Source organism: Agrobacterium sp. 5Ca50 (assembly GCF_055381905.1).
This window is the reverse complement of sequence record NZ_AP026440.1, coordinates 583,566-596,165: the sequence shown is the minus strand read 5'-3', so window position 1 is coordinate 596,165 and position 12,600 is coordinate 583,566. Positions and strand designations below refer to the sequence as shown.

At 54.0% G+C, this 12,600-nt stretch carries 11 protein-coding genes; 3 read left to right on the top strand and 8 right to left on the bottom strand.

Translation table 11 applies throughout. The annotated features are described in order from the left end of the window. Positions 1 to 92: 92 nt before the first annotated feature. On the top strand, positions 93 to 353 hold the full coding sequence (locus tag ACZ5FM_RS24945; RefSeq protein WP_312950949.1) for a DUF2188 domain-containing protein: 261 nt from the start codon (positions 93 to 95) through the stop codon (positions 351 to 353). A gap of 54 nt (positions 354 to 407) precedes the next feature. Here ACZ5FM_RS24945 and ACZ5FM_RS24940 read toward each other — a convergent pair whose 3' ends face one another. From ACZ5FM_RS24940 to paoA, 5 genes are read right to left on the bottom strand one after another with little or no spacing between them, the layout of a single operon-like run. After that, positions 408 to 1,034 (bottom strand): nucleotidyltransferase family protein, encoded by a 627-nt coding sequence (locus ACZ5FM_RS24940; protein ID WP_464041126.1) that lies wholly within the window; start codon positions 1,032 to 1,034, stop codon positions 408 to 410. Continuing rightward, entirely contained in the window at positions 1,031 to 1,948 is a 918-nt protein-coding gene (locus ACZ5FM_RS24935) for an XdhC family protein (RefSeq protein ID WP_464041552.1), read from the bottom strand. Before ACZ5FM_RS24935 ends, ACZ5FM_RS24940 begins: the two co-directional genes overlap by 4 nt. 47 nt (positions 1,949 to 1,995) lie before the next feature. Continuing rightward, positions 1,996 to 4,194 (bottom strand): aldehyde oxidoreductase molybdenum-binding subunit PaoC, encoded by a 2,199-nt coding sequence (gene paoC, locus ACZ5FM_RS24930; protein WP_464041125.1) that lies wholly within the window; start codon positions 4,192 to 4,194, stop codon positions 1,996 to 1,998. A gap of 3 nt (positions 4,195 to 4,197) precedes the next feature. After that, positions 4,198 to 5,148 (bottom strand): FAD binding domain-containing protein, encoded by a 951-nt coding sequence (locus ACZ5FM_RS24925; RefSeq protein ID WP_464041124.1) that lies wholly within the window; start codon positions 5,146 to 5,148, stop codon positions 4,198 to 4,200. Further along, the gene (gene paoA, locus ACZ5FM_RS24920; RefSeq protein WP_464041123.1) at positions 5,145 to 5,663 is read right to left on the bottom strand and encodes an aldehyde dehydrogenase iron-sulfur subunit PaoA; all 519 of its coding nucleotides are present in this window, start codon (positions 5,661 to 5,663) and stop codon (positions 5,145 to 5,147) included. Before paoA ends, ACZ5FM_RS24925 begins: the two co-directional genes overlap by 4 nt. Positions 5,664 to 5,933: 270 nt before the next feature. Between paoA and ACZ5FM_RS24915 the strand changes: the two genes are divergently transcribed. Further along, on the top strand, positions 5,934 to 6,116 hold the full coding sequence (locus ACZ5FM_RS24915) for a hypothetical protein (RefSeq protein ID WP_250985766.1): 183 nt from the start codon (positions 5,934 to 5,936) through the stop codon (positions 6,114 to 6,116). 105 nt (positions 6,117 to 6,221) lie between these two features. Beyond that, the gene (locus tag ACZ5FM_RS24910) at positions 6,222 to 6,920 is read left to right on the top strand and encodes a glutathione S-transferase (RefSeq protein WP_464041122.1); all 699 of its coding nucleotides are present in this window, start codon (positions 6,222 to 6,224) and stop codon (positions 6,918 to 6,920) included. A gap of 125 nt (positions 6,921 to 7,045) precedes the next feature. Here the strand turns inward: ACZ5FM_RS24910 and ACZ5FM_RS24905 are convergent, their stop codons facing one another. The 3 genes from ACZ5FM_RS24905 to ACZ5FM_RS24895 all read right to left on the bottom strand — a co-directional run bounded on the left by ACZ5FM_RS24905 (position 7,046) and on the right by ACZ5FM_RS24895 (position 12,511). Beyond that, complete coding sequence (locus ACZ5FM_RS24905) at positions 7,046 to 10,189, bottom strand: PAS domain-containing protein (RefSeq protein ID WP_464041121.1); 3,144 nt, start codon at positions 10,187 to 10,189, stop codon at positions 7,046 to 7,048. Positions 10,190 to 10,256: 67 nt separating this feature from the next. Further along, positions 10,257 to 10,640 (bottom strand): response regulator, encoded by a 384-nt coding sequence (locus ACZ5FM_RS24900; protein ID WP_312950969.1) that lies wholly within the window; start codon positions 10,638 to 10,640, stop codon positions 10,257 to 10,259. Between the two features lie 635 nt (positions 10,641 to 11,275). Next, positions 11,276 to 12,511: a benzoate/H(+) symporter BenE family transporter gene (locus tag ACZ5FM_RS24895; RefSeq protein ID WP_464041551.1), complete on the bottom strand. Its 1,236-nt coding sequence runs from the start codon at positions 12,509 to 12,511 to the stop codon at positions 11,276 to 11,278. Between the last annotated feature and the right edge of the window lie 89 nt (positions 12,512 to 12,600).

Here is a 12,600-nt window from a genome sequence, read left to right as displayed (position 1 = left end):
GCAGCCCTTCTTGTCGTACTTTATCGTTTAACAGGAACCACAGCATTAGCGCGAGCATTATAAGTGGGGAATATTGCAAAGGAGCGTATTGAATGGCACTTGTTACCTATCACGTCGACGAGCATGACGGCGGTTACGCATACCGGTCTGGCGATGTCTGGTCTGAAACATTTCCAACTCACGATAATGCGCTGGCCGCTGCCAGATCTGCGGCCGAGCGACAGCAGCTTGAAGGCAGCGATGCAGAGATTTCATTCCAGCTCTCTGACGGTAGCTGGAAGACCGAACATGCATCGGGTGGCGACAGGCCTGACACAGAGATCGTCGATGACACTAAGGCGAGCAGCAAATGAAAGCCGTCAGGTTCTTACAGTAGCCCTTTTAAAATGGGTCAGCCGACAGGGCTGCTACATACGTAGCAGTCCGCCAGCCGAGACGATAGCTTGAGCAGTGTCTACGTCAAACCTTGCAGCGGATCCGATATCGACCAGCCTGGTATCTAAACCACTCCTTTTGATCGCCATTTTGCCCCCATCTTCGTCCCCCAGTGTTTGCATGGCCCCGAACAATGTCCTTGGAATGATGACCGGATGGCCGGGCATACTGCCATGGGCTCCTCGCACAACGACTTGGCCGTCACTCCACGTGAATGCTAGCAGCAACTGGTCGATGTGCTTGGCCTCTATGATGGGCATATCCGCCAGCATAATGAGGACACCGTCACAGTCGAACAAACCCTGATACCGAAATCCGCTGGCGATCGATGTTCCGAGGCCTTTCGCAAAATCGGGGTTGTTCAAGGTGATGACAGGGAGTCCACGAAGGGCCGCTTTCACCTCATGTCCCCGATGCCCGGTAACGGCAACAACACGCGACAGTTTGCTCTCCAATAATGTCGATGCAGACCGCCGAACAAGGGGTATGCCATCAAACTCAGAAAGCAATTTATGAAAGCCTCCTGCAACGCGACTTGATTGTCCCGCAGCGAGAAGTAGTCCTGCGACATTGATATCATCTAGTCTCATCGACGTCATGCAAATGCCTCAAGCCGGGCTGCGGCGACGTCGGCCAAGATCGAAATGGCCAGCGAAACGGCATCACGTGTCGGCCCAAATATACCGATAGGTGCTTTGATCCTGTTGAAACTCTCTGCGGGGACGCCATTGGACCGCAACCTTTCCACACGAAGGCGATGAGTACGCGTACTGCCGAGCGCCCCGATGTAAAACGCCGGCGATGAGAGCGCCTTATCCAGAACGTGCGTTTCCCGATCGAGATCATGATGCAGTAGAACAACCGCGGTAAACGGATCAATATTCAATTGCGCTTCCTGATCACCGCAAACGACTTGATAACCCGCAGCTTCTGCAAGGCGGCAGACCACCTCCACCTCCCCGGTCTGACCTGAAACGACCAGACGCGTCCTCGGGCGATAAACCGTCAGAAACTCGCCTCCTCGCCATCCGCATCTGGAAGGTATTCTGTCAGAGAGCGTAAGCTGCTGGGCCTCAGTGTCCAGGACAAGTCCGGCCGACTGCCGTTTGGAAATTGCCGCAAGTATTCCGGCAATAGGGTCAACGGCGCGCAGCACATGGATGGCCACCGTAATGCCTCCGCCGCAGGGCAGAGCGATGTCGAAAAACGGCGAGCCTTCACCAAATTTGACGATGCGGTCAACACCCTCAGCAATGGCTTCCAAAGCTTCTGCAGCAACCGCGGTTTCAACGCAGCCCCCTGAGACATAACCGCAATATCTGCCGTCGGCTGCAACCGCGACGTGCGCACCCAGTGCGCGAGCTGCACCTCCCCTGATTTCAACAAGAGTGGCAAGCGCCGCCCCGCCACACCGCATTGCTTCCACAGCGAACTGCAGAATCTCTGCAGGATCATCTCCGGCACGAGCTCTAACAGGTATAACTCTCGGCGTTGATGTGACATCACACAACATGTTGCCTCCGACACTTGACGCTTGTTCGGCCAACTCATCGAGTCCAATCATCCGAATTCGGGCAGCTTGCTTATCAGCTTATCCAGAGTGATGGGGTACTGCCGAACTCTGATGGCGGTAGCGTTATAGATAGCGTTAGCGATTGCCGCTGATACACCACACAGGCCAAGCTCCCCGATGCCTTTCGCTTTCATGGGTGATGAATATGGGTCCGTTTCATCCATGAAAATAACGTCCTGGTGTGGGATGTCTGCATGAACAGGCACCTCGTAGCCAGCGAGGTCATGATTGACGAAGAAACCGTGGCGGGTATCGACAGCGAGTTCCTCCGACAAGGCCGCTCCCGCTCCCATTGTCATTGCGCCAATGACTTGGCTTCGAGCCGTGATCGGGTTCAAGATACGGCCTGCTGCACAAACCGCGAGCATACGCCGGATCCGGGTTTCGCCGGTTGCGATATCCACGGCAACTTCAACGAAGTGACCACCGAAAGTCGATTGCTGGTGCGTCTCGGTTAACTTCCCCCATTCAATCGTGTCTTCGCCAACAAGCCCCTCAACTCCGGCAGCATCCGCCAGAGCTACCATCCGGTTGCCACTTCTCACCTGTCCGTTTTCGAAAACAACCTCAGAGGAATTGAAACCGAGTTTACTCGCAACCGCCTCTCGCAACTTTACACAGGCAGCGTATACGCCAGACGTTGCAGAGTTGGCACCAAATTGTCCACCTGACCCTGCCGACACTGGAAAGCGCGAATCCCCCAGCCGCACGTCGACACGCGTAACATCAACGCCAAGCATCTCTGCTGCGGTCTGCGCAATGATGGTATAACTTCCAGTTCCAATATCGGTCATATCGGTTTCCACGGCGATCATTCCGGTTTTATCGAGCATCACCCGAGCGCCGGAAGGCATGACAAGATTGTTGCGAAATGCCGCAGCAACTCCCTGCCCGATCATCCATGTACCTTCGCGCCGTTGAGCAGGTAGCATACGCTTTTTCCATCCGAATTCTCGGGCACCACGCCGTAGGCAGCCGACAAGGTCACGATGGGAAAATGGCCGTTTGGGATTTTCGGGGTCCACGAGTGTGTCGTTTAAAATACGAAACTCGATCGGATCCATGTCTAGCTTCTCAGCCATCTCATCCATTGCAATCTCGAGCGCCATCAATCCCGGAGCCTCGCCGGGTGCACGCATTGCATTGCCCTCAGGAAGATCAAGCGTCGCCAGTTTCGTCGCAGTCATCCGGTTTTCGCCTGCATAAAGAAGGCGTGTTTGCATGACGGCTGTTTCCGGTCCACCGCCTGGCAGATCGCCTGACCAGCTTTGGTGTGCGATTGCCGTGATCTTCCCGCTGTTTTCGGCGCCGATGCGAATTCGCTGAATTGTCGCTGGCCTGTGGGTGGTATTGTTTGCGATCATCGGGCGTGGAAGGGCAACTTTGACCGGGCGCCCCACTGCCTTTGCTGCAAGGCACGCGAGAACACAATCTACCCTGAGAAACAGTTTACCCCCAAAACCTCCGCCGATGAACGGCGACTTCAGATGAATTTTTTCTTTGTCTACTCCAAGCGTCATTGCCAGGTCAGATCGCCACCAATCGATCATTTGACTGGAAGTCCAAACGGTAAGATCATCGCCGTTCCACTGAGCGATAGATGCATGCGGCTCCATCATTGCGTGAGATTGGTCAGGCGTAAAATATTCCGCGTCCAGCGTCACCGGAGCAGTGGCAAACGCACGTTCAAAATGCCCGACAGATGTATCAGGCTCCACTGAGGGGTCTGGCGTGGTCGCATTTTCAATTTCAGATCTGAGGTCAAATCTGCCTTTTTCTGGCGCATACTCGACCTTGAGCAGGGCTGCGGCAGCACGCGCCTCCTCAAACGTGTCGGCAACCACCACCGCAATAGCCTGATGATAATGCTGAACTTCACGTCCACCAAACAGCTTCGCGGTATTGAGTTTGCCCTTGTTCAGCTCAGGTCGATCAAGTGTTGTAACGATGCCAAGAACGCCGGGGGCGGCTTCGGCGGCAGATGTGTCTATTGAGATGACATGGCCTTTGGCGATGGTGGAACCGACGGAATAGCCATAGGCATAAAGCAGGTCTGGATCTGACCACTCGTAAGCATAAACGGCACGCCCACTGGTTTTCAGCTCGCCATCGACACGGTGGACAGGTCGTCCAACCACTTTGAGCTGATCGATTGGGTTGATTGTTGCTGGCTTGTCAAATTGCATGACTTATCCCCTTGCCTCGGCCAGAACGGCCGCAATTGTCCGTTGGACCAGCTCGATCTTGAATTGGTTCTGATCTGTGGGACGGGCACCCGCCATGAGCATGGCGTTCACGGCACGTGATCCCTTTGAAATCTCCTCGTCGGCGGCTTCGATCCGCCATGGTTTGTGCGCTACGCCCCCAACGGCGATTGCGCCTTTTGCATTGGGTTGGATAATTGCAGCGACCGAGACCAGGGCAAAGGCGTAAGAGGCGCGATCACGAACCTTTCGGTAAATCTGGCGACCACCAACTGGTGGCGGCAATACGACGCCGGTAATCAACTCATCTCTGGCCAGTGCTGTGTCGATGTGGGGTTTATCTCCTGGCAGCCGATGGAAATCGGCTATTGGAATTGAGCGTTTCTGGCCATCAGGCTTCACGGTTTCAACCACGGCATCCAGAGCCCGCATCGCAACTGCCATGTCGCTTGGATGCGTCGCAATACAAGCCTCACTGACACCCACAACGCCAAGCTGGCGACTAATCCCGCCGATTGCAGAACAGCCACTTCCGGGACTACGTTTGTTGCAAGCTTGGGCAGGGTCGTAAAAATACGGGCAGCGTGTGCGCTGCATAAGATTGCCCGCGGTGGTGGCCTTGTTGCGCAACTGGCCAGAGGCTCCGGACAAAAGGGCGCGAGCCAACACGCCGTAGTCGCGCCGGACCGTGTCATCGGCAGCAAGATCGGTATTGCGCACGAGCGCCCCAATTCGAAGGCCACCGTCCGAGGTCTTTTCCACTTTGTCGAGACCGAGACCGTTCACATCGACGAGGTGGCTTGGGGTTTCGATTTCCAGCTTCATCAGATCCAAGAGATTGGTACCGCCGGCGATAAATTTTGCATCCGGATTATTTGACACCGCATCCGCAGCTGCCTGCGCAGATGAAACTCGTTCATACGAAAACGCTCTCATGCCGGCACCTCTGCAACTTCGTTGATCGCGTCAACAATGTTTGAGTAGGCTCCGCACCGACAGATATTGCCACTCATACGTTCCCGGATTTCCTCCGATCCTATAACAACCGGGTCTGTCAGGCTTTCGGTGACGTGGCTGGGGATATTTGACCTCATTTCTTCCAGCACCGCCACCGACGAACAGATTTGTCCGGGCGTACAGTAACCACACTGGAAACCGTCATGCTTGATGAATGCCGCCTGCATCGGATGAAGGTTGCCGGGGGCTCCCAATCCTTCGATCGTGGTGATTTTATCATTCTCATGCATCACCGCCAGCGTCAGGCAGGCGTTGATGCGACGCCCTCCTACGATCACCGTACAAGCGCCGCATTGGCCATGATCACAGCCTTTTTTTGTCCCAGTCAGGTGTAGATGTTCGCGCAATGCGTCGAGCAGTGTCGTTCGATTATCCAGTGTGAGATGAACGACGTTTTCGTTGACCTGGAAGGAAACCTCGGTTTTCGTTTGCAATATTCCCACTCCCTAAACGGGCGCGCCAAAGAAGTTGCCGCTGGCGCTGAAGTTCATGACCCTGGACAAAAGCAGTTGCGGTCCCGAAAGTTCCATGAAGCGCACGCTGCGCTTAAGCTATTTCAATGGCTAAGAAGCACCTCTTTGGCCGAGAGCGGCTGAAAGCCAAGGTCCATCACGCTTGGCGATGGAACAATCCAATACTCAAAGCAATTTAGCCCCGAAGATCAGTCTCAAAACTGACTGAAGTGTTTTGGAGGAAACATCACTATGATCTTTAACCAGCCTACATCCCCTGACGAACAAGATACTGGCACATTTCCCGACGGTCTGATCCGCTTCGACAAGCAGCAAATTGTACCAAGCAATCAGTTCAAGCGCCGCGAAACGGCACATGAGCGCGACTATGGAGAGCGTCGCACTATCAACACGCGCGCTGTCGGATTTGTTTGAAACCCGCCATGACTGTTAGATTACGGCTAGTCTCTCTCTGAATAGCAATTGCTCTTTCCGCGTGCCGACAAGTGCGGAGGAGCCCCCCACCCACGGACGTAAAACATGGCGGATTTCGATCTTTACTACTGGCCGGTTCCTTTTCGAGGACAATTCGTCAGAGGCATTCTGGCCCATGGAGGAAGCTCTTGGGATGAACATGATGCCAACGCCATTGAAGAAATGATGGGCCGTGACGTCGACAAGCAGCCGATTGGGTTTATGGGACCACCAGTTCTCATTGACCGAGACCGTGGATTTGCAATTTCTCAAATGCCGGCCATCGCGATGTATCTTGGAGAGCGTCTTGATCTTCTTCCCGCCACCCCAGAAGGTCGAGCCCTGACTACGAAAATCGTAAACGATGCTAATGACGTCCTTGATGAGCTCACCCTCGACGGCGGACGAGAAATGTGGACGATCGAAAAATGGGATAAATTTGTCCCCCGTTTACAGAGGTGGATCACTATTTTCGAGGACACTGGAACGCGAAATGGTCTTTCGGCTGGATCAGGGTTTATGCTTGGTACTGAAAATCCCGGTGTTGCTGATATCGTTACCTCCATCCTATGGATAACTGTCGCTGACCGATTTTCTGTCATAAGGCGTATAATCGAAGACACCTCGCCGACGATATGGTCACTTTCCAAACGAGTTGGAGATACCGCACGCCTGGCTGCGTTAAATCAAAAAAGTTTCCAGTATTATGGAAATGCCTATTGCGGCGGGGAGATCGAAAAATCTCTCCGCCATGTATTGGCCTAGTTAGCCAATAGAAAAGTCAGCGCCACAGGCAGTTGAGTGATACGATCACCCACATCCTGAAAAGCACAGCCCGTAACAGACACAAGATCGCCGGCATAGACAGGAGAAAAAACTCCCGTCTTTTGTCAACGATCAGACTCCTCCTCTTCTTTCAGAGGCACGGGGTTGGCCACGTATAATGCGCTCGCCTTCGACAAAGTAACCGTTAAATCTGCGTGATTGTAAGGTTTTGCGAGAATGAGCGCGTCATGCTGCTCCTTCACTGCCGTCGGATCGCCAGTCGCAAATACAATTGTTATGGATGGTCGTAGTTTCCGCGCCTCGCTTGCCAGCTCAACGCCTGACGCGCCCGGCAGATTGAGATCAGTGACCAGAATATCGACCGGCAACGTCTGCAGTGCCGTGAGGGCATCTTCAGCACTTGCGGCATCGACGACTATATAGCCAGCATCCTGCAACATTTCAGCTGTCGTCAGTCGGATCAGTCCATCGTCCTCGACCAGCAGCACCGTCTTTGCGTCAGCTGTAAGCCGAGCCGATGTGATTGGCGTGGCAATCTGCTCCACGGTATCTGAAACCGGTGTCGCCGTCTTCTCTATGGCCCGCTGTTTCTGGTTTGCCAATACATGGCGGAACTTCCGAGCGAGCGCCTCACGGGTATAAGGCTTGGACAGCAACTCGACCCCAGCATCAAGCTTGCCCCCATGCACGATCGAATTTTCCGTATAGCCTGATGTGAACAGTACGGCGATATGAGGCAGGCGTTCTTTGGCCTTGCGTGCCAGTTCCGGGCTTTTCAAGGTCCCGGGCATGACGACATCGGTGAACAGAAGGTCAATCGGTATTCCGCTGTCGATTACTGTCAAAGCACTCGCAGCGTCCACTGCTTTCAACGTGCGATATCCGAGGTCAGCCAACAGAGCTACTACCGTTTCCCGGACTTCCTCGTCATCCTCAACAACAAGAACGGTCTCCGTTCCACCGGTGATCGGACCATTGTCGACGACAACCTCGATATCCTCGGCTTCCAGTGCTCGAGGCAGGTAAAGTTTGATCGTCGTGCCGTGGCCTACTTCGGAATAGATTTTGACATGGCCGCCCGACTGTTTGACGAAGCCATAGACCATGGAGAGGCCAAGCCCCGACCCCTTTCCCTCTCCTTTGGTGGAGAAAAACGGCTCAAAAACCTTGTCAATGATGTCTGGCGCCATCCCGCTGCCAGTGTCTGTCACAGCCATCATAACATACTGGCCGGGGGAAACTTCGTCGTGACTGCGTGCATAAGCGTCGTCAAGATGTGCATTGCACAGCTCGATCGTCAGTTTACCTGTTCCCTGCATCGCATCGCGAGCGTTAATCGCCAGATTGAGAAGGGCATTTTCGATCTGGTTGGGGTCGATAAAGGTATTCCACAGACCGCCTGCGACAACGGTTTCAACCTCGATAGCCTCCCCGATCGCCCGGCGGATGATGTCATCCATATCACGCACAAAACGACTGACGTTCACAACCTTGGGCTCAAGTGCCTGTCGTCGACCAAACGCAAGAAGTTGGCTGGCGAGCTTCGATCCGCGACTAACACCCGCCAATGCATTCGAGATCCGCATTTCGGCACGTTCGTTGCCGACAACTTCTTTCGACAAGAGCTGGAGATTGCCAGACACGACCTGAAGAAGGTTGTTGAAATCATGCGCAACTCCACCCGTCAGCTTGCCCACTGTCTCCATCTTCTGCGCCTGGGCGAGTTTGGTCTCCGCTTGCCGCCTTTCGGAAATCTCTGCGATCACCCTTGTTTCAAGAGTATCGTTCAGTTGTCGAAGCTGCTCTTCAGCTCGCTCCCGATGTCGAATCTGACGCGACAGGTTTTCTGCCTGTTCACGGAGTGCGCTTTCGGCAGCTCTTTGATGAGTGATGTCCGTATGGACGCCGACCCATTCGACAATTCTGCCAGACGAGCCTAACAAAGGCAGTCCTCTGATTGCGAATTGCCGCCATTCGCCGTCATGCCGACGCACGCGATGCTCATGCACGTACATGGATTTGGTGGCTACCGCATTATTCCATGACACGGTCGACGCTTCTCGATCGTCTGGATGAACGGCATTTACCCAGCCAAACCCTTGGTATTCATCAAAGCTCTGACCTGTCAGTGCCGCCCAACCCGGTTGTTCGCCGACCATTTGCCCATCAGCGGAATTGGTCCAAAGGACTCCATGAACCGCATCCATGGCAGTTCGGAAACGGCTATTGCTGATTTCGAGTTCGGCCTCGCGTACCGCACGTTCCTCAATATCAATGCCAAGGATATGCACGCCTGGTATCGAACCGTCAGGCTCGACATGAGGAACATACCGGATTTCCAGCCGTCGGGGCGCACCTCCGCCATATGGCATATCTGCTTCTGCAATACATGCCTCTCCGGCGAGAGCGCGATCAAGGTCCGGGCGGCGATTGGAATAGGCCTCATCACCGACAACTTCCGACACATGTCGCCCCACCATATCGGCAGGTTTTGACCCAAACCAGCTGTCGTAAGCCGCGTTTGCGAAACGATAGACATGGTCCCGGTCCACATAGGCAATCAGCATGGGAATAGCGTCAGTCACGCGACGAAGTTCTGCTTCATTTGCCGCAATCTTGGCTTTCATCGCAGAGCGATCGCTGTTGTCAACGACTGTACACAGCACGCCACCAACCGACCCATCCGCTTCGTAAACTGGCGTGTAAAAGAGATCGAAAATAAATGTTTTCGGAATGCCTTCTCGGACGAGTTCCATGGGCTGGTCACGGTAGGAACGGAGTTCCCCGCGAAAGCCGGCTTCAAGCATTTCCCTGTTCCAGTCCCATATCTCAGGCCATATGCCGGGGACGGTTCCACCCAGAGCATGTGGATGGTTGGCACCGGCTATCTCTGCGTAACGATCATTGTAGATCATCACGTGGCTCTCACCCCACATTAAAACTTTTGCCACGGGTGAATTCACGACATTTGCAACGGTGGTCCGCAGTTCAGCAGACCATGTCTGAACAGCTCCAAGCGCCGTTGATGCCCAATCAAACTCGCGGATCAGCTGGCCACACTCCCCGCCGCCGATTGGCCAGTCTATTGTGCTAACTGGCTTTGCTTGAACTGGTGCAGCACGTAGGGTTTGAAGAGCCGCGCAAACCACTTCGCTTGCGTTGGCATACTCCCCTTTTTGAAGGCATTCATCAATGAACGCCTCGAACTCGGAGGTCAGCAAAATGTCGTATGAGAATTTATTGGCCATGAGCTTTCGTCGCAGTTGGATGGTGGTGTGTCAATAACCACCGGACACGAGAAAATGCCAGCCGGATTTATTTCATACCTTGTCTGGCGTTGCGCATCCAAACACTCAGTTCGGAAAGGTCGTAGGGCTTTTCAAAAAACTTGACGCTACCTGGCAGAGCAGACTGTGATGGCCGAACCATGCCAGAAGTCATAACCACGCTCATCGAGGGCCATCGCTGCCGGACGAGCCCTGCCAGTTCCATTCCGTCGATTGAACCAGGCATGTTCACATCGGTAAACACGACCTCAATATCTTCGCGATGCTCGAGTATTGAAATTGCTTCGTCAGCATTCGCAGCTTCAATGGTCACAAACTGATCTTCAGACAGATAATCTGCGACATCCATGCGTATAAATGCCTCGTCCTCGACGATGAGAACCGTGATGGGGGGAGAGATCGCTTCTTTCAAATCTTGCATCCGTACCAGTTCTTTTCTCGAAAATCGCGATTCCAAGACATGACTGCGATTTGATCGCTTGCCACAACGTGGAAGCACACGAATGGTTCCAGCCCTTTTTTGATTAAGCAATCAATATTCAAAAACCGTTGATGTTGCCAACCAGGCTCGTCGATGTTTGCGGCACGAAAGCGCGATGTCGTAGCAGGTGAGCCACTGGGTCCCTTCGAGTTTTTGATCGTTGATAATGGTAGCACTATTAAACAGTGTTAGTGCACACCATGTCACGACAACTCCAGTGAACAATACTTGCAACGATCGGGACTGGTGGAAACATCTGCCCGTGTCGATAACCGCGTTCTCCACACCATTTGCGATTATTCTATATCCCGTCTTGGAGAAACGGACATGCAGGCGACTACGCTTACCTGATCAACAAGCAGCTTTCAGTCGTCTCCACGAAGAGCATTGATGTAATGTTAAGTGGTACTCCCTCGTCCACCTTCCAAACGCAGAAGCCAAGAGAATTGGCCATGTTGGCACACAAGCCTCCTATCTTCGTCAAGCGAATGGTTTACGGTGCCCAGTTGTCTTCGGGCCCCGTGTTCACGCAGTTGCTATCGATGTTTATATGCATGACAGGTCCGTCATTTGGCAGTCTCTTGCTTCATCTCGGCTATGCTTCGGTCTCGGGCCAGCAAGCGGCCGTTCAAGCCGACATAGGCGACGAGGCCGATAACCAGTCCCCAGAATGCGCCGCCAATCCCAAGCAGATTGATGTTCGCCGCCGACGCGAGGAAGGTTATGAGTGCTGCCTCACGAGTGACGGGGTTTGCCAGGGCGGCAGCAAGGCTGTTACCAATGGTACCTAGCAAGGCAAGCCCTGCCAGCGCGGTAATGAAGGTCGAGGGAAACGCCATGAAAACGGCCGCCAGCGTCACACCAAACACGCCGACCAGCAAGTAGAAAAAGCCCGCAGCAATACCGGCGATCCAGCGCCTTGAAGGGTCTTCATGGGCCTCCCGTCCTGTTGCGATGGCGGCGGTGATCGCGGCGATGTTGAACGCATGCGATCCGAACGGAGCCATAATGAGCGAGCCAAAGCCGGTCACCGCGATGATGGGATTGGCACTCGTCCTGAAACCATCACTCCTTAAAACAAGCATTCCCGGCATGTATTGACCTGTCAGAGTAATGAGAAACAGTGGCAGCGCAACGCTTAACAATGAATTCAGAGAAAAGACCGGCATGGTCAAGACAGGTGCAGCGAACTGAAGCTGCAGCCCGGACACATCAACTCGCCCCAGCATGACCAGCAACCCAAGCCCCAGACCGAGAATACCGACAACTGCATATCGAGCAGAAAACCTCTTCAGCAGGACGTAGGCGACAATAAGAAGACCGACCAGTAGTGGGTCGACTGTTACACCGGCGAAGGCACCAATGCCGAATTGAAGAAGAATGCCGGCGAGCAGGCCCGATGCGATACCAGGCGGGATCAGGCGGACGATTCTCTCAAAGCCGCCCGAAAGCCCCAGCAGGACAAACGCAGCCGCCGATACGATATAGGCGCCGACCGCTTCGGCATAAGGGGTTGTACCGAGTGCCGTCACAAGGAACGCCGCAGCCGGCGTAGACCATGCGGTGATGATGGGCTCACGGTAGCGCCAACTGAGGATCACCCCCGTCACACCAACGCCGATCGAAACCGACCAGACCCAGGATGCGGTGAGGTCGGGTGTGAGACCCGCGACGCGCGCGGCTTGAAATACCAGAATGAAAGTCCCTCCGTAATTAACGATGACGGAGATCAGTCCCGCAACGATCGGGTGCACGAGATCGGATATGTATGTGAGATATGGTGATTTCAGACGAGTGGACATGGATTTTTGATGTTCCTTCAATCGCGGCATTCGCAATTCTTCTGCTTGACTTCTAGGTGAAAAATGGACGGATATTCCCATCCATTTAT

Coding starts and splice junctions, on each gene's coding strand:
- ACZ5FM_RS24945 (WP_312950949.1), top strand. CDS start 93: ATGGCACTTGTTACCTATCACGTCGACGAGCATGACGGCGGTTACGCA.
- ACZ5FM_RS24940 (WP_464041126.1), bottom strand. CDS start 1,034: ATGACGTCGATGAGACTAGATGATATCAATGTCGCAGGACTACTTCTC.
- ACZ5FM_RS24935 (WP_464041552.1), bottom strand. CDS start 1,948: ATGTTGTGTGATGTCACATCAACGCCGAGAGTTATACCTGTTAGAGCT.
- paoC (WP_464041125.1), bottom strand. CDS start 4,194: ATGCAATTTGACAAGCCAGCAACAATCAACCCAATCGATCAGCTCAAA.
- ACZ5FM_RS24925 (WP_464041124.1), bottom strand. CDS start 5,148: ATGAGAGCGTTTTCGTATGAACGAGTTTCATCTGCGCAGGCAGCTGCG.
- ACZ5FM_RS24915 (WP_250985766.1), top strand. CDS start 5,934: ATGATCTTTAACCAGCCTACATCCCCTGACGAACAAGATACTGGCACA.
- ACZ5FM_RS24910 (WP_464041122.1), top strand. CDS start 6,222: ATGGCGGATTTCGATCTTTACTACTGGCCGGTTCCTTTTCGAGGACAA.
- ACZ5FM_RS24905 (WP_464041121.1), bottom strand. CDS start 10,189: ATGGCCAATAAATTCTCATACGACATTTTGCTGACCTCCGAGTTCGAG.
- ACZ5FM_RS24895 (WP_464041551.1), bottom strand. CDS start 12,511: ATGTCCACTCGTCTGAAATCACCATATCTCACATACATATCCGATCTC.